At 63.1% G+C, this 17,417-nt stretch carries 13 protein-coding genes and 1 pseudogene; 8 read left to right on the top strand and 6 right to left on the bottom strand.

The features are described 5' to 3' along the window. Positions 1 to 112 (top strand): annotated as a pseudogene (locus FSO04_RS47720) (IS5/IS1182 family transposase); the annotation flags it as partial. A 46-nt stretch (positions 113 to 158) separates the two neighbouring features. Here FSO04_RS47720 and FSO04_RS29135 read toward each other — a convergent pair. Together FSO04_RS29135 and FSO04_RS29140 are read right to left on the bottom strand one after the other, a co-directional pair. Beyond that, positions 159 to 419, bottom strand: a complete 261-nt coding sequence (locus FSO04_RS29135) for a hypothetical protein (RefSeq protein ID WP_154565013.1) — start codon at positions 417 to 419, stop codon at positions 159 to 161. An 87-nt stretch (positions 420 to 506) separates the two neighbouring features. Continuing rightward, entirely contained in the window at positions 507 to 1,973 is a 1,467-nt protein-coding gene (locus FSO04_RS29140; protein ID WP_154565015.1) for a sigma-54 interaction domain-containing protein, read from the bottom strand. A gap of 313 nt (positions 1,974 to 2,286) precedes the next feature. Here FSO04_RS29140 and FSO04_RS29145 point away from each other — a divergent pair, with 313 nt between their 5' ends. Then, positions 2,287 to 3,687, top strand: coding sequence for a GntP family permease (locus tag FSO04_RS29145; protein WP_154565017.1), 1,401 nt, complete (start codon positions 2,287 to 2,289; stop codon positions 3,685 to 3,687). 213 nt (positions 3,688 to 3,900) lie between these two features. After that, the gene (locus FSO04_RS29150) at positions 3,901 to 4,302 is read left to right on the top strand and encodes a RidA family protein (RefSeq protein WP_154565019.1); all 402 of its coding nucleotides are present in this window, start codon (positions 3,901 to 3,903) and stop codon (positions 4,300 to 4,302) included. Positions 4,303 to 4,538: 236 nt separating this feature from the next. On the opposite strand, the gene FSO04_RS29155 is transcribed toward FSO04_RS29150, so the two are convergent. Then, the gene (locus FSO04_RS29155) at positions 4,539 to 7,919 is read right to left on the bottom strand and encodes an ATP-binding protein (protein WP_233465019.1); all 3,381 of its coding nucleotides are present in this window, start codon (positions 7,917 to 7,919) and stop codon (positions 4,539 to 4,541) included. A 678-nt stretch (positions 7,920 to 8,597) separates the two neighbouring features. On the opposite strand from FSO04_RS29155, the gene FSO04_RS29160 reads away from it, so the two are divergent. The 5 genes from FSO04_RS29160 (at position 8,598) to FSO04_RS29180 (ending at position 13,821) form a co-directional block, all read left to right on the top strand. Further along, a complete protein-coding gene (locus FSO04_RS29160; protein ID WP_007178686.1) occupies positions 8,598 to 8,849 on the top strand; it encodes a hypothetical protein in 252 nt (83 codons plus the stop codon). Between the two features lie 335 nt (positions 8,850 to 9,184). Beyond that, a complete protein-coding gene (locus FSO04_RS29165) occupies positions 9,185 to 10,177 on the top strand; it encodes a DedA family protein/thiosulfate sulfurtransferase GlpE (protein WP_154565021.1) in 993 nt (330 codons plus the stop codon). A gap of 93 nt (positions 10,178 to 10,270) precedes the next feature. Next, positions 10,271 to 11,983, top strand: coding sequence for an FAD-dependent oxidoreductase (locus FSO04_RS29170; protein WP_154565023.1), 1,713 nt, complete (start codon positions 10,271 to 10,273; stop codon positions 11,981 to 11,983). 147 nt (positions 11,984 to 12,130) lie between these two features. After that, positions 12,131 to 12,409 carry a hypothetical protein gene (locus tag FSO04_RS29175; protein ID WP_154565025.1) on the top strand — a complete coding sequence of 93 codons (279 nt, stop codon included), beginning with the start codon at positions 12,131 to 12,133 and terminating at the stop codon, positions 12,407 to 12,409. Between the two features lie 188 nt (positions 12,410 to 12,597). Then, the gene (locus FSO04_RS29180; protein WP_168435883.1) at positions 12,598 to 13,821 is read left to right on the top strand and encodes a winged helix-turn-helix domain-containing protein; all 1,224 of its coding nucleotides are present in this window, start codon (positions 12,598 to 12,600) and stop codon (positions 13,819 to 13,821) included. Between the two features lie 22 nt (positions 13,822 to 13,843). Here FSO04_RS29180 and FSO04_RS29185 read toward each other — a convergent pair whose 3' ends face one another. The 3 genes from FSO04_RS29185 to FSO04_RS29195 all read right to left on the bottom strand — a co-directional run bounded on the left by FSO04_RS29185 (position 13,844) and on the right by FSO04_RS29195 (position 17,256). Next, positions 13,844 to 14,443, bottom strand: a complete 600-nt coding sequence (locus tag FSO04_RS29185; protein WP_154565027.1) for a LysE family translocator — start codon at positions 14,441 to 14,443, stop codon at positions 13,844 to 13,846. 213 nt (positions 14,444 to 14,656) lie between these two features. Beyond that, positions 14,657 to 14,914 carry a hypothetical protein gene (locus FSO04_RS29190; RefSeq protein WP_154565029.1) on the bottom strand — a complete coding sequence of 86 codons (258 nt, stop codon included), beginning with the start codon at positions 14,912 to 14,914 and terminating at the stop codon, positions 14,657 to 14,659. 158 nt (positions 14,915 to 15,072) lie between these two features. Further along, positions 15,073 to 17,256 carry an NHL repeat-containing protein gene (locus tag FSO04_RS29195; RefSeq protein ID WP_168435884.1) on the bottom strand — a complete coding sequence of 728 codons (2,184 nt, stop codon included), beginning with the start codon at positions 17,254 to 17,256 and terminating at the stop codon, positions 15,073 to 15,075. Between the last annotated feature and the right edge of the window lie 161 nt (positions 17,257 to 17,417).

Consider the following 17,417-nt stretch of genomic DNA (forward strand, 5'->3'; position numbering starts at 1 on the left):
CCGCCTCGCGCGTGATTATGAAAGGCTACCCGAAACACTTGCCGGGTTGCATTTCGTGGTCTTCGCGATGCTCATGCTCGTTCACGCAGTGCCGGTACTTCAAAGTGCCTAACACGCTCTAGTCGCACGCATCACGCCAGCCATCGCCCGGCGTGGCGTCATTTCGCCCGGCAGGCGTAAATCAGACTGAGCGTGCCGTTGTCGCTGGACTGGCGCACGACGTCAAAAGCGCCGCCACACGCTGCGTTAGCCTGCTGCGAGCAGGAGTCCGAGCCGGCCGGACATTGGACCAGCGTAGTTTGGCGGCCATCCGACAGAAACAGCGGCGCGCTGCTGCTGCAACCGCTCAGCATGGCGATTGCGGGAAGCGCCAGCGCGGCACCGGCGCGGCGCGCGAAAGAGGAGAGACTGCGTTTCATTTGAAACCCCGATCACGTCTTGTTTTTCGATCACGCGATTGTGCCACGCGGCAATTGCACTGCGCCACGCGATGTCGCGGGACTTCGTCACACCTCGATGCCGTATGCCGCGATCTTCTTGTAGAGCGTCGCGCGGCCCATGCCGATCTGCATGGCCGTCTCGATCACGCGACCGCCGTTGGCGCGCAAGGCGTCGCCGAGGAAGCGCTTCTCGAACGTGGCCATAGCATTGCTCCACGACGTCACTTCAGGCGCCTCCGAGGTGGCATCTGAAGCGTGCGCTTCAGAGCCCGTGGATACAAGAAGACGATGTCCGCCTTGCGCCGGGCCGATGAACGGCGCCAGCGCACGCGCATCGATTCGCTCGCTGTCCGAAAGCATCACCGCCCGCTCCAGCGTGTTGCGCAGCTCGCGCACATTGCCGGGCCACCCATACGAACACAGCAGCCGCAAAGCATCGTCCTGCAATTCGAAGTGACTGGCGCCGCGCGCTTGCGTCGACAGGTCCTCGAGCATGGCGTAGGCAAGCGCTTCGATATCGGACGAACGCTCGCGCAGCGCCGGCGCCTGGATCGTCAACACGTTCAGTCGATAGAACAGGTCCGCGCGGAAACGTCCCGCCGCGACCAGCGCCGGCAAATCGGCCGAGGTCGCGGCGATGATCCGCACGTCCGCGCGCACGATCCGGTTCGAGCCAAGCGGCTCGAACTCCCTGTCCTGCAGCACGCGCAACAGCTTGCCCTGCAAGGGCAGCGGCATATCGCCGATTTCGTCGAGAAACAGCGTGCCGCCGTTCGCAAGTTCGAACTTGCCGACCCGTCCTTTCCGGTCGGCGCCGGTATAGGCGCCGGGCGCGGCGCCGAAGAATTCGACTTCGAGCAAGGTGTCAGGAATCGCCGCCACGTTGACGGTCACGAGCGGCCAATTCGCCCGCGCCGATCCGCCGTGAATGGCATGCGCCAGCAGTTCCTTGCCCGTGCCGGTTTCGCCGAGTAACAGCACGGGCGACTCGAGTTGCGCGGCGCGGCGCGCCTGGCGCTTCACTTCGAGACTGGCCGCGCTCGTGCCGACAAAACTACCGAACGTGTACTTCGCCCGTCTTGCCTGCGCGAGCGACTGACGCGTCGCGATCAACTCTTCCTGCACGCGCGAGTAATGGGAAAAAAGCGGCGTGAGCGCCTTCAGTTCGTCGAACAACGCGAAACCTACCGCGCCGACCGTTTCACCCGCATCGTCTTTCAACGGAAGTCGCGTCACGACAAGCGGCTCGCGGCCCGTTTCGAGGATGTCGAGCAGAATCGGTTTGCCGGTTTTCACGACCTCGCGCATCAGGCTGTTGGGAATCACCTCCTCGCAATCCCGGCCAATCGCCTGCTCCGGGTCCGAAAACCCGAAGCGCGCCGCGTAGCGCTTGTTGATCCAGACAATGCGCGCCTCGGCGTCGACGATGAAGGTGCCTTCGCTGAAGTTTTCGAACGTGCGGAAGAGCGAATCCATCGCCCGGCGGAGGACGTCGCCGTAGGTGGCAGGAAGGCCCGCCCAGTCGTTCATCATGGTGTCGCTGTCTCCGGCTATCGTTCTATTTATGCATATCTCATTTCGTAGACAAGCTTATCTCATTGATGAGATCGCCAGCAAGCGTACTACATAAAGGTATTGCCTCAATTCAGCCTATGTTCAGCTGATCTGCGTCCCGATTTTGAGACATTTGGGTACAATCGGCCGCATCACGTTTCGAACTTCGGCCTGTGAAATCAACGGACAGGCCGCTGCGGCGTGCGTGGCATGGAATCTGCATTTGCGGGCGCCGGGCCGTCGCAGTCATCGGGACGGCGTACACGTAGAACAACCAAGCTTTGGAGACTCAATGTCCTTTGTTATCGTCCTCGCCGCGCTGGCGTTTCTGATGTTTGCCGCGTATCGCGGCTACAGCGTCATTCTGTTTGCGCCGATCGCCGCCCTCGGCGCGGTGCTGCTGACCGATCCGGGCGCCGTCGCGCCAGTCTTCTCCGGCATCTTCATGGAGAAGATGGTCGGCTTCGTGAAGCTTTACTTCCCCGTGTTTCTGCTGGGTGCGGTGTTCGGTAAAGTCATCGAACTGTCCGGCTTTTCTGAGTCGATCGTGGCCGCGGCCATCCGCTATATCGGCCGCTCACGCGCCAATGCGGTGATCGTCGCGGTGTGCGCGCTGCTCACCTATGGCGGTGTATCGCTGTTCGTGGTGGTGTTCGCGGTGTATCCGTTCGCCGCCGAGCTGTACCGCCAGAGCAATATTCCGAAACGCCTGATGCCTGGCGCGATCGCGCTCGGCGCGTTCTCGTTCACCATGGATTCGCTGCCGGGCACGCCGCAGATCCAGAACATCATCCCGACCACCTTCTTCAAGACGACGTCCTGGGCCGCGCCCGCGCTCGGTGTAACCGGCTCGCTGTTCATCATCGTGGTTGGCCTCACGTATCTGGAATGGCGCCGCCGCGCGGCGATGGCGACCGGCGAAGGCTACGGCACGGAACTCGTCAACGAACCGGAGCGCGTCGAATCGAAGCAACTGCCGCATCCGCTGCTGGCGGTCGCGCCGCTGGTGCTGGTCGGCGTGGCGAACTTCCTGCTGACCCGCTCGATTCCGAACTGGTACGGCGCGTCGTACACCATCGCGCCGGACATCCTGCCGGGCATCCATGCGCCGGTCACGACGGCGATCAAAAGCGTCGTCGCGATCTGGTCCGTTGAAGGCGCGCTGCTGCTCGGCATCATGATGGTCGTGTTGACGGCGTTCGGCCGCGTGCGCGAACGCTTCGCGGTCGGCACCAAGGCGGCGGTGGCGGGCGCACTGCTGGCCTCGTTGAATACCGCGTCGGAGTATGGCTTCGGCGGTGTGATCGCGGCTTTGCCGGGCTTCCTGGTGGTCGGCGATGCGCTGAAGAGCATTCCGAACCCGCTCGTCAATGCCGCGGTTTCGGTGAGTTCGCTGGCGGGTATCACGGGTTCGGCATCGGGTGGGATGAGCATCGCGCTCGCGGCCATGTCCGACACGTTCATCAAGGGTGCGGAAGCCGCGCATATCCCGATGGAAGTGCTGCACCGGGTCGTCGCGATGGCGAGCGGCGGCATGGACACGCTGCCGCATAACGGCGCGGTGATCACGCTGCTGGCGGTGACGGGTTTGACGCACCGCCAGTCGTACCGCGATATCTTTGCGGTGACGGTGATCAAGACGTTGGCGGTTTTCTTTGTGATCGCGGTGTATTACATGACTGGGTTGGTTTAACGGCGCGGCAGATGGCGCGGGGATCACGCCGCACGGTGCGGCGTGATTCCGAACGGCGCACGGCATTCCGCACGCTCGGACAATTGAGTACTTGAGTACTGGCTAGCGGGTAACACAAGCGGCAATACGGACAAACTGCCGACGTCAAAAATTTTGTTCGGTTAACTTAGCCCGACAACTTAGCCCGGCTGACACTCGACGCCGACTGCCCTCATGAGCCCAACCCCTGCCTTCTGGATGATCCCGTCCGCTCCGACGCCCGTCGGACCCTTCTCCCATGCCACTGAAGCCGACGGCTGGGTGTTCCTGACCGGTCAGATGCCGACCTCGCCCATCGACGACAGCGCGTCGCTTCCGGACGGCGTCGTCGCGCAGACTCAACGCGTGATGGACAACCTGATACTCGTGCTGCAAGGCGTCGGTCTGACGCTGCAACACGTGATCGCAGTGCGCATTTTTCTGACTGAATTCAAGCGCGACTATGCGCCGATGAACGAGACCTACCGCGCCTACTTTCCCGCGGACAAACTGCCGGCGAGAACCTGCATTGGCGTCACTGCGCTCGCACGCGACGCGCTGGTCGAGATCGACTTCATCGCGAAACGCCCGGATTGATCGGCCAGGACTGAATCGCCGATGGCGACGGCAATGACGATCCCGCCGGCAGAAACGCCAATCAATGCGTCGACTCTTCATCCAGCCCGAAGTGATCGCATATCGCCTCGTGCAGTGAGATCGCGCGTTCGTCCAGCTCGGTCGTCCACGGTTCGCCGTTCTCGCAGAGCCGTTGCAGTTCGCGACATTGCTGCGCGAATCGCTGCTCCTGCACAACCAGGAACCCGCCGGCCGCGCTATGCGCCCAACCGCCCAATGCTTCCCGGTCTTCCTGTTCGACAATCGCCAGCAGCCTCGGCAGATCGTTTTGAAGATGCTCCTTGAGCATGGCCGTGTAACGCGACTTGTCGTCCGCGCTGAGCGTGTTCACCGGGTCGGCGGTTGCGCCGGCTGCCGCCGGGGTCGCTGCAGCCGTCTGCGCGGCCGTTGTTGATGGTCGGTTCCAGTGTCGCTGCTGTCGCCGATACCGGCGCACGCTGCAGCTCCGCGGACGTCACCGCGAGCAGTGCCGCTTCCAACTCACCCAGCGACGCCGGTTTCGCGACATACCCGGTGAAGCCCTGCTCGCGCCAGCCTTCCTGCTGCTGGTTGTCTGTGACTGCGCTAAAAGCCAGCACCGGTAAGTCCGCATGCGCTTTACGCAATGCCGCCAGCAACGCATAGCCATCCATGACGGGCATGTGGATATCAGTCAGCACCACTTCGAAATGCCCCTGTTCGAATGCCGCCAGCGCTTGCCGCCCGTCGCCGGCAATCGTCGGCAGGCAGCCCAGCGCGTCGAGTTGCTCGACGATCAAGGTTTGGATCAGCGGATTGTCTTCGGCGACCAGCACCGTCAAGCCTTGCAAGGCCGGATTGGCTTCGGGAGGCGGCAATGCGGCGGAGGTCGGCGGCAGCGCCTCTGCGGCATCGGCGGTACCGGTGGCCGCGAGATCGACCGCGGCCAGAATCGCCTTGCGGCTGAACTCCGTCACTTCGAGCACGCCGTCGCCACACGGAGCGGGACGATGTGGTCCGGTGCGCGTGATCCACACTACGCCGGCCGGGTGCACCGCACGCAACGCTGCAATCGCGTCGAGATCGTACTCGCCGGTGACCACCATCGCCTCCGGCCGGTTCACGCGCAACCACGCTTCTGCGCTGCGCATCGATACGACGGTATGAACAGACCACCCCACCAGATGCAAGCCGCTGTCGATGATCTGCCCCGACTCGCGTTCCTGCGACACCACCAGCACACTGCCGCGGCGAGCCGGTTCGACAACCGGCTCGCGCAACTCGTCCGAGGGTGGAGCGAGCGGGATCGAAACGCTGAACGTGCTGCCGACACCCAGCACGCTCTCAACCGAAATATCGCCGCCCATCAACTCGCACAGCCGCGCGCAGATCGACAAACCGAGGCCGGTGCCGCCATAGCGGCTCGACGTGCTCGCTTCGCCCTGCACGAACGGACTGAAGATGCGCGCAACCAGCGCCTGATCCATGCCGATCCCCGAATCGCAGACCCGGCAGATCAGAATCGGACGTCCTTGCAGATCGTCCTTCACTTCGGCACTCAGCGTGATCTTGCCGCATGAGGTGAATTTGAACGCGTTGCTCAGCAGGTTGTTGACGATCTGCGCGATGCGCGTGCGGTCACCACGCAGCACCTGATCGAGCGTCGGCGACAGATGCGCATAGAAGCGAATAGCGCGATCCGCCGTCATGGGCGCGTAGGAGAGCGCAATGTTCTCGAAATCGTCGAGCGGGCGGAACGACTCGCTCACGAGCTTCATCTCGCCGGCATCGATCTTCGAAAAATCGAGAATGTCATTAACGATGTGGCGCAGCGCATCGGCCGCGACGTTCAATGCGGTAAGCCGTTGCGCGTGCGCTTCGAGCCCCGGTGTACGGGCGAACAATTCGAGGTTGCCAAGCAGCGCGTTCAGCGGCGTACGAATTTCATGGCTCATCGACGCGAAGAAATTCGAGCGAGCCCGCATCGTGATTTCGGCGGTCTGCTGCGCGAGCCGCAACTGCTGTTCGAGTGCGTGTTGCGCGGTGACATCGAGGATCGCGCAGAACAGCACGTCCTCGTCGGCGTATCGTGCCGGCGCGTAGGTAAATTGCAGAAACTGCGCTTGCGGCGAGGCGCTTTCTTCGGGCGCCGGTTGTGACGGAGGCTGTGACTGCGGATGCGCTTCCGGCTGCGCAGGCGCGACAAAGGCGGCGATCCTCGCGAATGCAGTGATCGAAGGACCATCCGGCGCTTGTGCACGAATTTCGTCGACGATATGCAGCGGCAAGCGACTGCGGCCGGCTTCCATATGCAGCAACTCGTCGGCCAATGCGTTGGCGATGATGATCGAATAGTCGCTCTGCCGGACGATGCACAAACCGACCGGCGTCGCGCTGACCAGAACGTGATTGATGGTTTCGCTTTCCAGCGCACGCGACGTTTCCGCGAAGGTGCTGCGCATCAGGCGCAGCCCCCAGAACCGCGCCGCCAGCGCGATCCCCGCCAGCACCAGCAGCGCGAGGCCGGCAAGCGCGGCCAGTTGCCAACCAAGCGCGGCAATCAGCTCGCGCCACGACAGGTAGCTAACCAGCGAGCCAAAACCTGGCATCAAAGGCTCGCTCAGAATCACGCCATCGCGGGTGTAACGGTATGCATCGGATGGCATATGAGCGACGGCGTCTTGCAGCATGGCTGCAGTCTGCGCGTCGACGGGCGGTGACGACACGATCACATGGCGATCCGCCGTCATCAGCAACTGCGTCCCCTCGCGGTCGGGCCGCGCGACATGCGCCAATAGCCCGTCAAGCGGAATGCTCATCGCGATCAGTGTGGTCGGTGTATCGCCGGCATAGTAGGCGCTCACCGTGGAGATTACCGGCACGCCTTGCAGCGGATCGCGATAGGGACCGAGCCAGATCCGCTCGCCCTTGCCGGGCATACGCGTGCCGGTTTGCGCCTGCAGGTCCTGTTCGAGAGTCTCACGCAACGTGCTCACGATCGCCGGCTGCAAAGACGGCGCAGCCGTCACGCCGCGATCGGCGCCCGAGTTGGCAACCGGTTGAGCGAGCGAAGGCAGAATCGCGGCATAGTCTTCGGTCAGCCCAAGCAGGATCGCCCGTTGCGGTAGCTCGAACGCCTGCTGGGTCACTAGCGTCGACTGTGCCGCTTCGTAGATGCGCCATAGGTTCGCGCCGAATTGCGGCCCCCATGCCGCGCGCGCGGCGTCGCCGACCAGCAGGTCGAATCGCGCATCGACCCTTGGCACCGTACCGCGTGCGACGCCGCTCACGCGCACCGCATCCTCGACGCTTGCCGGCACGCGCAGTACGTTGTCGGTGTCGCGATAGTAGTCGAGCGTAAACTCAGCACGCCGCATGAACGATTCCTGCCGATGCAGGAGCCGCGAGAGGTCGGCGGCGCTCTGGGACGCGAACGTTCGCCGGTATTCGAGTTGCTTGTCCGCGGCAAGGACGGCCAGCAGCAGCGCAAAGCCCACCACGATCAGCATCAGCGAAGCGATCGTCGCGAGGTACAACCGTTGTTGGCGCTTCGCGCTATGGGCCAGCGACGCGAATGCGTGCGCCAGTGATTCCTGCGTGCGGTCGAGGATCTTTTGCATCGGCTGGCAAAGTTAGCGTGGTTCGCGCGCGCAGACCGCTGCGGCTCGGAGGAGCACGAAACACGTCTGCAGCCCTTTACGGGCGCAGTGTAGCGCTTTTGATAACAGCACGCGAAGCATCCGGCACTGATTTCCATGGCTACTCGGAACGCACGCGCATGATTTCGCGCACGAAGTCGAGCCGGAAGAATTGACATTAATCTGATAGATCGGCGTTACTCCCACCTCGACAGCCCGGAATTGACGCATCAGGATGCAACCGTCAGCGCCCAATTAGTTGCAAGGGCAGGCTGACCCGAGTAACAACGGCGTTTAGCAGCCCGCCCTCCCAAAGGACGGGCTATTTTTTCGCCGCCTGTTTCTCTCGTCGCGCCCCGCCCTAACCGACGCGCGCGTCAGCACCGTGACAGCCGGGGAGAGAAGGGCTGCACCGTCACGGGGCACGAAAAATGCAGCCGTCGGGGCGGAGAGTCGCGTTAAACTGGTTGTCACAGTCGGGCGTCACGGCTCGCATTGCCCGGCGGGCCTCGCCAGCCATTGGTCAATGCGGCGCAGCGCGAGGTCCCGGCAAGCAGATAGGTGGCGGGCGGATTCCCTACGTGTGAGCGCCGTGCGACAGACGGCGCGCCAACCTGCCCGTACAATGGTTCGATCAACAACGGAACAAGGACAACCTCGATGCGCACTACCGGGTCCTCCGGGTCAATGGCCCTGCTCACCGAATACGACGACGCAACGGCGCGCGAACTCCGCTCGCTGCGCCTCGAATCGACAGAAGACGGCAAAGGCATTCTTCTGATCGAGGTCGATGAGCGCAAGCCAGGCATTCACCGCGAAGTGCGCTACGAAATCACGCCGGCCGAACTGATTGCGGCCATTCGCGCGCATGGCGCTGAATTGCCGGGCGAACAGCACAATCATCGTCAATAAAGCTGCCACGCACGGTATTGCGCTTACGCGCGAATGCCGTGCGCCGTTTCTGCACCGCCGCCTTTGGTTTGCGTACCGAATAACGGCCTACGGGCATCCGTAGGCCGTTATTCATCATTCGCTTGCCGCGAAAGCTTCAATCCGTTCGCTTTGCTCCATTCGCGCTTCTATTCCGCGCCTTTAACCCGCGGGCAAGCCACAGTCGCGCTTTTAACACGCTAATAACTGGCCGCATTTCCGACATTTGCACGTCTTGAAAATGCGTCCATAATCCTTACATACCCCGTTGCTTTCCCTACCTGCGCCGCGCCCGAAAGGGCTGCGGATGTAAGCCGATGCTACATGATCTCGTCGAGCAATATGGACCAGCGCTCGTCTTCGTCAACGTGCTGGCCGCCTCACTCGGGCTGCCGGTGCCGGCGATGCCGTCGCTCGTGCTGTTCGGGGCGATGGCGGCCATGCATCCCGGGTCGGTGGGCACGCAACTGATGCCGGTCCTCGTGTTGTCGATCTTCGCCACGCTGATTGGCGACAGCGCCTGGTATCTCGCTGGCCGTATGTACGGCGGCAATACGCTGAAAACGATCTGCCGTCTTTCGCTGTCGCGCGACACCTGCGTAAAAAAGACCGAACGTTTCTTCGGCCGCTGGGGCGTGCGTGTGCTGGCGATCGCGAAGTTCGTGCCGGGCCTGTCGATCGTGTCGATTCCGATGGCCGGCGCAATGGGGACGCGCTACCGCACGTTTCTCACTTACGACAGCATCGGCGCCGCCTTGTGGTCTGGTACCGGTTTGATCATCGGTGCGCTGTTCGCCCGGCAGATCGATATGCTGTTCGCCATGGCCGGGCGCCTCGGGCGCACGGCCGCGCTGGTGGCCGTCGCGTTGCTGCTGCTGTATGCGGCCTATCGCTGGATTCGCCGGCGCCAGCTGATTTCCACACTCGCGACGCAGCGGATCGAAGTCGACGAGCTGGCGGCGCTGGTCGCGGCCGGCAAAACACCGGTCGTGTTCGATATCCGCTCGCAGGAAAAGCGCGCGCTCGATCCGTTCGTGATTCCGGGCTCGCAATTCGCCGACGAGCGCCAGCTCGAGGAGATCGTCGCAACGTACCCGCACGATCAGAAGGTGGTGATCTACTGTTCGTGCCCGAATGAAATATCCGCAGCATGGATGGCCAAACAGATGAACGAAGCCGGCTTCGCCGACGTGTTGCCGTTACGCGGCGGCATGGAAGCCTGGCGCGACTCGGGCAAGGCGGTGGACGCGCTGCCCGGCATGCCACCGCCCGACGTGGCGGTCGACGATATCGCGCCGAAGGCCGTGTAGCGCAGCAGCGCATTCATATCGGCGCCCTCGCGCGCCCGCGCCGCTTCGCCCCCCGTGTCGATCAATCAGGAAGAACACAGAAGGAGCGGTTCAATGCTGTCGACTCAAGAAGTTGAAGGGCAACAAGCCGTCGTCGCCGACGCGCCGTTTTCGTCGCTTGCGACGCGCATGCATCAGATGTTCCCCGAACTCACGTGCGCAGAAATCGATCGTCTGCGCCGGTTCGGCGAAGTGGGCCACTGGGAAGCCGGTGAGCTGCTGTTCGAGACCGGCTACACCGGCCCAGGCATGTTCGTGCTGCTGGACGGGCGCGTGAAGGTTTATCAGCGCGATGGCATCGGACGCGAGGTTGTGATCGCGGAACATGGCGCCAAGCATTTTCTCGCGGAAGTCGGTCAACTGTCCGGGCGGCCCGCGCTGGTCAACGGCATGGCCGTCACCCCGGTCGACGCTTTGCTGATTCCGCCGGACAAGCTGCGCGCGTTGATCGTCGCCGAGGCCGAACTGGGCGAGCGCATCATGCGGGCGCTGATCCTGCGGCGCGTGTCGCTGATCGAAAAGGGCGCGGGTGGCCCAATTCTGATCGGCAACAGCAGCGACGCACGGCTCGTCATGCTGCAAGGCTTCCTGTCGCGTAACGGCCATCCTCACTCGGTGATCGACGAGCGCGACGAAGACGCGTTGCGTCTGATCGAGCAATTCGCCGCGCAGAAAGAAGACATGCCGCTGGTGATTTGCCCGGACGGCTCGGTGCTGCGTCATCCGAGCATGCCGGAACTCGCCACCTGCCTCGGCTTGCTGCCCGATCTCGACGATTCGCATGTGTACGACGTCGCGATCGTCGGCGCCGGCCCGGCCGGCCTCGCTACCGCAGTGTACGCGGCGTCCGAAGGCCTCTCGGTCATCGTGCTCGACAGTCGTGCGCCAGGCGGCCAGGCAGGCGCCAGTGCGCGGATCGAAAACTATCTCGGCTTTCCGACCGGTATCTCCGGCCAGGCGCTGGCGGGCCGCGCGTTCGTGCAGGCGCAGAAATTCGGCGCGCACGTGGCGATTCCGGTCCACGTCAAGGCGCTGCATTGCGCGGAGTCGCCGTACCGGCTGGAACTCAAGTGCGGCGGCAAGATCACGGCCCGCACCATCGTGATCGCGAGCGGCGCGGTCTATCGGCGCCCCGCGCTCGAAGGGCTCGATCGTTTCGATGGGCGCGGCGTATATTACTGGGCGTCGCCGGTCGAGGCCAAACTGTGCAAACGCCAGGAGATCGTACTGGTGGGCGGCGGCAATTCGGCGGGCCAGGCGATCGTCTATCTGGCGACACACGCGGCCAAGGTCCACGTGCTGATCCGCCGGGGCGGCTTTGAAGCCACCATGTCGCGCTATCTGATCGACCGCATCCGCTCGCTGCCGAATGTGTTCGTGCATCCGCATTCGGAGGTCGGCCGCCTCGAGGCGGACGACATCGGGTTGGCGTCGGTCGTGTTGAAGAAGCCGCTACCGGACGGCACCGCAAGCCTCGATACGCGCCATCTGTTCCTTTTCACCGGTGCCGATCCGAATACCGACTGGCTGCGCACCTGCGGCGTGCAACTGGACGACAAGGGCTTCGTGCTGACCGGCGCCGGCGTGGACGGCGCCTCCGTCTGCGACCTCGCTACAACTGTCGAAGGCGTGTATGCGATCGGCGACGCGCGCGCCGGGTCGACGAAACGCGTCGCGGCGGCGGTCGGAGAAGGTGCGGCGGTAGTCGCGCAGATCCATCAACTGCTGGCCGTTTCGGCGGGAGAAGCGGTCGCTTTGGGGGCTTGAGCGCCCCCCCGGGTAACCTGCTGTTACACACGTCTTCAACTGGTTGCACCTGCTTTTCTTTCTGTATCGTAAGATTGTTGTCAGCCATTCGACAGCGAATGGCTGACTCTTTCGACTGCAATCTTGCATGGGACACAGGAGACAAGCATGATCCAACGCGCGATCGTTTTCGCCGCATTCGGCTTTGCCGCCGCCTGCGCAGCGACCTCTGCCTCGGCCCGGGTGGACGTCGGCGTGTTCGTCAACACACCCGGCCTCATGTACGCCCCGCCGCCTGTGGTTTATGCACCCCCACCGGTCGTTTATGTGCCTGTGCAACCCGCGTATGGCTATGGGTATCGCGGCGATTACTACCGCGAGTACCGCGAGCGCCATGACCATGGCCGCCACCGTGGCTGGGACAAGCACAACAGGCGCGACTGGTAAGGTCCGTTCGGGAGCGTTGCGCAATTGCGGAGTTGCAGCGCCGTTGCCATTGTGCCCACCGGGCCTCCCGCGCTGCCATGCTCCGGTTGCATTCCACGCCGATTCGTCTGCGGTATTCGCGCTAAAGTAGCGGCTGCTGATCCTGGCCGGACCTCGTGCCCGCTCCTAATCCCGTGACCGACACCCGCGTGAAGACTCTTCCGCTATCCGCCGCGCGCACCCTGCATCTGGCCGCGCAAGGTTTGTTGACGCCGCCGCGCCGCAAGGCCGTCAAAGCCGACGTGCTCGACGCGATTCGCCGCATGGCGCAACTGCAGATCGACACGATTCACGTCGTCGCGCGCAGTCCCTATCTCGTGCTGTTCAGCCGGCTCGGCGCGTATCCGCAGCAATGGCTCGACGAGCATCTCGCCGAAGGCAAGCTGTTCGAATACTGGTCGCATGAAGCTTGTTTCGTCCCGACCGAAGACTACGGCCTGCTGCGCCATCGCATGCTCGACCCGAGCGGCATGGGCTGGAAATACGCGGCGGAGTGGCACAAGAAGCACCGCAAGGACATCGACAAGCTGCTCGCGCATATCCGTGCAACAGGTCCCGTGCGTTCAGCGGACTTCGCCCGCGAGGCGGGCACGGGCAACGGCTGGTGGGACTGGAAGCCGGAGAAGCGTCATCTCGAAGTGCTGTTCGCGATCGGGCAATTGATGGTGGCCGAGCGGCGCAATTTTCATCGCGTCTACGACCTGACCGAACGCGTGTTACCGGATTGGGACGACGCGCGCGACCTGCCGCCGCGGGAAACCGTCACCGAGGAAGCGTTGCGGCGAACCTGCCGCGCGCTCGGCGTCGTGCGCGCCGATTGGGTCGCCGACTACTACCGGCTGCCGCGCCGCCCCTATCGCGACGAACTGCAAGCGCTCGCCGATCGCGGTGAGCTGATCCCGGTTCAAGTGGAAGGCTGGAAGCAGGACACCTTCGTCCATCATGAATTCGCGCCGATGATCGACGACGCAGCGAACGGCAAGCTCGCTTCAACCGTCACCACGGTGTTGTCGCCGTTCGATCCGGTGGTGTGGGACCGCAAGCGCGCCGCCGCGCTCTTCGACTTCGACTATGCGATCGAATGCTATACGCCGGCCGCGAAGCGCAAATACGGCTATTTTGTGTTGCCGCTGTTGAGCCGGGGACGTCTGGTCGGTCGCGTGGATGCGAAGGCGCATCGGACCAACGGCGTGTTCGAACTGAAATCGCTGCACATAGAACCCGGCGTGCGCCTGAGTGCGAGGCTTGCGGGCGATTTGCGCCGCGCTCTGCAACGCTGTGCGGACTGGCATGGCACGCCGCAACTGGAAATCGCATCGGCGCCGCCGGAATGGCTTGAGGCGTTAAGCGCGGACAGCAGGATGGAAGCTTAAGCGCGCGGCACAAGAGGCGGAATTAATGCAGCGCCGCCCATGCAAGCGACAAGGAAAACACGCCCAGCACGATCGACGCGCCGCGCTGCATCTTCACCGGATTCAGCCAGGTGAGTTTGCCGCTGCCGAGCGCCGCGCCGAACGCGATCCACGCAAGCGCGATCGGCACCAGCAGGCAGGCGAACATCAGCATCGCCGCGGCATACGCGGGCACATGCACGAACGCGACGGCGGGAAAGATCGTACCGGCGAACAACAAGCCTTTCGGGTTGAGCAGCGTCGCCACGAATAGCGTGCGCATGCCGCTCGCCCGCTGCGTCGAATCGGGCAAAGCCACCGCCGCGCGCCACATATCGACGGCGAGATATGCGATGTACACGCCGGCCGCCACGCGTAGCAGCGACGGCAACCACGGCAGCGCGTGCGCTGCCTGCGCGAGAAAATGCCCCCACACTGAAATCGACAGAAGATAGCCGGCGAGTTCGGCGGCGATCAGCGGCAAAGAACGGCGCACGCCCTGACGCAAACCGGCAGCCGCAAGCAGCGTATTGGTCGGACCCGGCGTAATCAACACGACGATAATGCCGATGGCCAGCAACGCGATAGCGGACGGAGAAAGCATAAAAAAGGCGCAATGTTGGAAACAATGCGCCTTTTTATCACAGAGAACCGGGCCGCCGAAATACAACGGCGACTCACAAGGGCAAAGCAAAGACAAATCGCAACGGGCGGCATGCTGTCGTCAATCGCGACAACAAACCAACAAATGCCCGCGCCACATGGGACCCTCGAGCCGAGTTGAACCACGCCGCCCGCAGACGGCGCGTCTTTGCCTTCAGCGGTCCAGTTTCGCCCGCAATTCGCGAGCGGCTTCCAGCAGTCCGTTGTAACCCGAACGCGCATGCTCCGGCAGATCCGGATCGCCGACGAACGCGCCAAGCGTTTCGATCAGGCTATACAGAATGCCCTTTGCGGCACCGGAAGCAATGCTGCCGGACGACACCTGCTGGTCCACGTGACTCAGCGCTGCATCGAGGTGTTCCAGGTCGGGCCGCTCGCCCGTGGGCGGCTGAGGCGTTACGTCTTGCGTCATGATGAAACTTCTCTCCTGTGTCGATCCGGAGTTAGCGCTTTAGCGCTTACTCCGGTCCCATGCGTCAGTGAACAAAGCCATCCTTTCACGTTGTTATATACCGATCGTGCGCTGGCGTCTATTCGTGCTCGGACTCAGCGCGATCCACGCGATTCACGTCAAGGCGTCCACCGATACATCAGGATTTTCGCGCGCGCGTCGTCTTCCAGCAGAACGACGTATTCGCCATTGCCGCGCTGCACCGCGCTGATGCCGAGATAGACATCCACCCAGCCGCTGGTGTTGCCGACGCTCGCGCCCGGCGTCATATAACCGACCGCTTGGCCCGTGCGTGCGTCATACACGTCCACCTTCGCGGTGTACAACTCGGCGATGAAGACGTAATTGCCCGCCACCGCGACGCCGACCGTTGTCGTCTGCGGATTGGTTTGCGTGTTCCATGGCAAGGAGACCGTGTATTGCTGCGCCGGTGTGCCGGAACTCCAGTTGTCATAGCGCGCGAGCACCGGGCCAGCCTCTTTCCAGTGGGTCGAATCCCATGGGATCGCACTGGTAAAGCCCGATATGTACATCGTGTCGGTCTCGGCGATGTAGACGATCCGCGCGATGCGCGTGAACGGTTGCGGCATCGCGAACATCTTCGAGCTCGCGTACGTGTAGATCGGATTGCCGGCCGAGTCGAGACCTTGCAGCGGCATCTCGCGAATGCCGCTCGTCGGCGTGGCGAGCCACACGTTGCCGGGCGTATCGACCCACCAGAAGCCGTTGCCGACCGTGCTGCCCGTCGACGGATTGCTGCTGATCTCGCTGGCGTCGACGGCGCCGTTGCCATTGCTGTCGCGCCATAACCATTCGCCGTAGGTGGGCTGCGCTGCGGGCCACGTGCCCGGCAATGGATTTTGCGCCAGCAAGCCGGACGGAATCGCCATTTCTGCGTGCGCCGCGTCGAAGCGATAGACGTTCAGATAATGCGCGCCCGGATCGAGCGTATAGAGAAACGGCTGGCCGTTGATTCGCCGCACCATCGGCTCACCGCGTACACCGCGAGGCTCGTGAAAGGCGGGGTCGTCGGGATAGTCGAAGCGGTCGAGCGTGAAGCCCGCATACGACCATTCGTGGCCGACCGGTTGACTGTAATCGAGCGTGAAACGCTTCGAGCCCGTGTAGACGGAATTCGGCGTTGCCGGATCGAACGCGGCGCTATCGACGAAAGTCAGCCCGTACAGGCGCCAGTTGAGTGCATGCGTGCTGTACACGTAGCTCTCGAGCACCGCACCTTGACCGACCGATGCCGAGCCGAGCGGCCGCGGCCCTTCGCCGTTCTGCGCGACATACAAATTGCCCGCCGGATCAAGACCGATACCCGTGATGCCGTTGAAGCGCCAGTTGCCCGGTACGCCCTTGACCGGATGGAAGATGCCGTTACGCGTGCCGATCGGCGCGGCAGCTTGCGGCTGGCCGCTGGCGTCCTTGTTGTAGACGCGGATCTGCTGCGACGGTCCGTTGTCGGCGACAAGGATTTGTCCGGAAGGTGTAATCGCGATGTCGGTTGGCACTGCGCCGGCGGGCAACGTCAAGGTGCCGGAGAGCGCGGTGCCGTTGGCGGCGTAGTGAAGAATGCTTAGGTTTCCGGATGAAACACCGCTCATCACCCACAGCGTTGAATCCGTGTCGATTGCAATGCGCCCCGGCGAAGGCACGCTCCACGAGCGTAAACGCTGCATCGAGGCCGCGTCGAACACGAGGATCCGGCTGTTGATGGTATCCGCGACATACAGTTCGGTATCGGTGGCAGCCATGCCGCGAATGCCAGCATCGGTACCGGTCGTCACTGTGTCGAGCAGCAGGAAACTGTTCTTCGTCGCGTTGGCACTATTGCCGATGCCGCCCGCGAAAGGCGCACCGGCCGCCAGATTGGCAAGCGTGCGACGCGTCACGCCGAACCATGTCTGATTGGCCGGCGGATAGTCCGCGCCGACCAGTCCATTGTTCTCGTTGCCGATCGACATTGCCGCGTACAGGTAGGTATGGTTCGTCGCGACCGCGTCGCCGCCAGCGGCGCCCCAGCCATGCGTCGAACCGGCCACGGCGATCTTGTCGCCCGCACGGTACGCGGCGATTTCGCTACCGCTTTCATCCCAGGGGGCATTGGTATAAACGGTGCCGTCAGCGCCGACGCTGATCGCCTGAATGTCCTGCTGCATCCACTTGCCATCGCCGAAACCAAAGCTATTGCCGATCCACGACGTGGTGTAGGTGAGTTGCGATTGCGCGGATGCGTTGAGAGGAAGCAGACTGTGGACGACAAGAACTGCCACGCCAAGGCGAGACGAGAATTTCACGACGGGTTTTCCTTGCGAGATGCGAAGCGCACACGGCCGGCGTGTCCGGCGCGCTATCGCGAGTATGCGGATCGGCTAGCTATCGCGCATACGTGAACATTGTTGGCGTTTTATCCTCGCATGGAAAAAGCGGAAATTTATTCGCAAAAAATTCGCGGTAA

The organism is Paraburkholderia madseniana, assembly GCF_009690905.1.
In the GTDB taxonomy this organism is placed as follows: Bacteria; Pseudomonadota; Gammaproteobacteria; order Burkholderiales; family Burkholderiaceae; genus Paraburkholderia; species Paraburkholderia madseniana.

Excerpts from the sequence above, each read along its gene's own strand:
- FSO04_RS29160 (WP_007178686.1), top strand. The coding sequence starts at position 8,598 with ATGCGCACTACCGGGTCCTCCGGGTCAATGGCCCTGCTCACCGAATAC.
- FSO04_RS29135 (WP_154565013.1), bottom strand. The coding sequence starts at position 419 with ATGAAACGCAGTCTCTCCTCTTTCGCGCGCCGCGCCGGTGCCGCGCTG.
- FSO04_RS29185 (WP_154565027.1), bottom strand. The coding sequence starts at position 14,443 with ATGCTTTCTCCGTCCGCTATCGCGTTGCTGGCCATCGGCATTATCGTC.
- FSO04_RS29140 (WP_154565015.1), bottom strand. The coding sequence starts at position 1,973 with ATGATGAACGACTGGGCGGGCCTTCCTGCCACCTACGGCGACGTCCTC.
- FSO04_RS29190 (WP_154565029.1), bottom strand. The coding sequence starts at position 14,914 with ATGACGCAAGACGTAACGCCTCAGCCGCCCACGGGCGAGCGGCCCGAC.
- FSO04_RS29165 (WP_154565021.1), top strand. The coding sequence starts at position 9,185 with ATGCTACATGATCTCGTCGAGCAATATGGACCAGCGCTCGTCTTCGTC.
- FSO04_RS29170 (WP_154565023.1), top strand. The coding sequence starts at position 10,271 with ATGCTGTCGACTCAAGAAGTTGAAGGGCAACAAGCCGTCGTCGCCGAC.
- FSO04_RS29155 (WP_233465019.1), bottom strand. The coding sequence starts at position 7,919 with ATGCAAAAGATCCTCGACCGCACGCAGGAATCACTGGCGCACGCATTC.
- FSO04_RS29175 (WP_154565025.1), top strand. The coding sequence starts at position 12,131 with ATGATCCAACGCGCGATCGTTTTCGCCGCATTCGGCTTTGCCGCCGCC.
- FSO04_RS29145 (WP_154565017.1), top strand. The coding sequence starts at position 2,287 with ATGTCCTTTGTTATCGTCCTCGCCGCGCTGGCGTTTCTGATGTTTGCC.
- FSO04_RS29150 (WP_154565019.1), top strand. The coding sequence starts at position 3,901 with ATGAGCCCAACCCCTGCCTTCTGGATGATCCCGTCCGCTCCGACGCCC.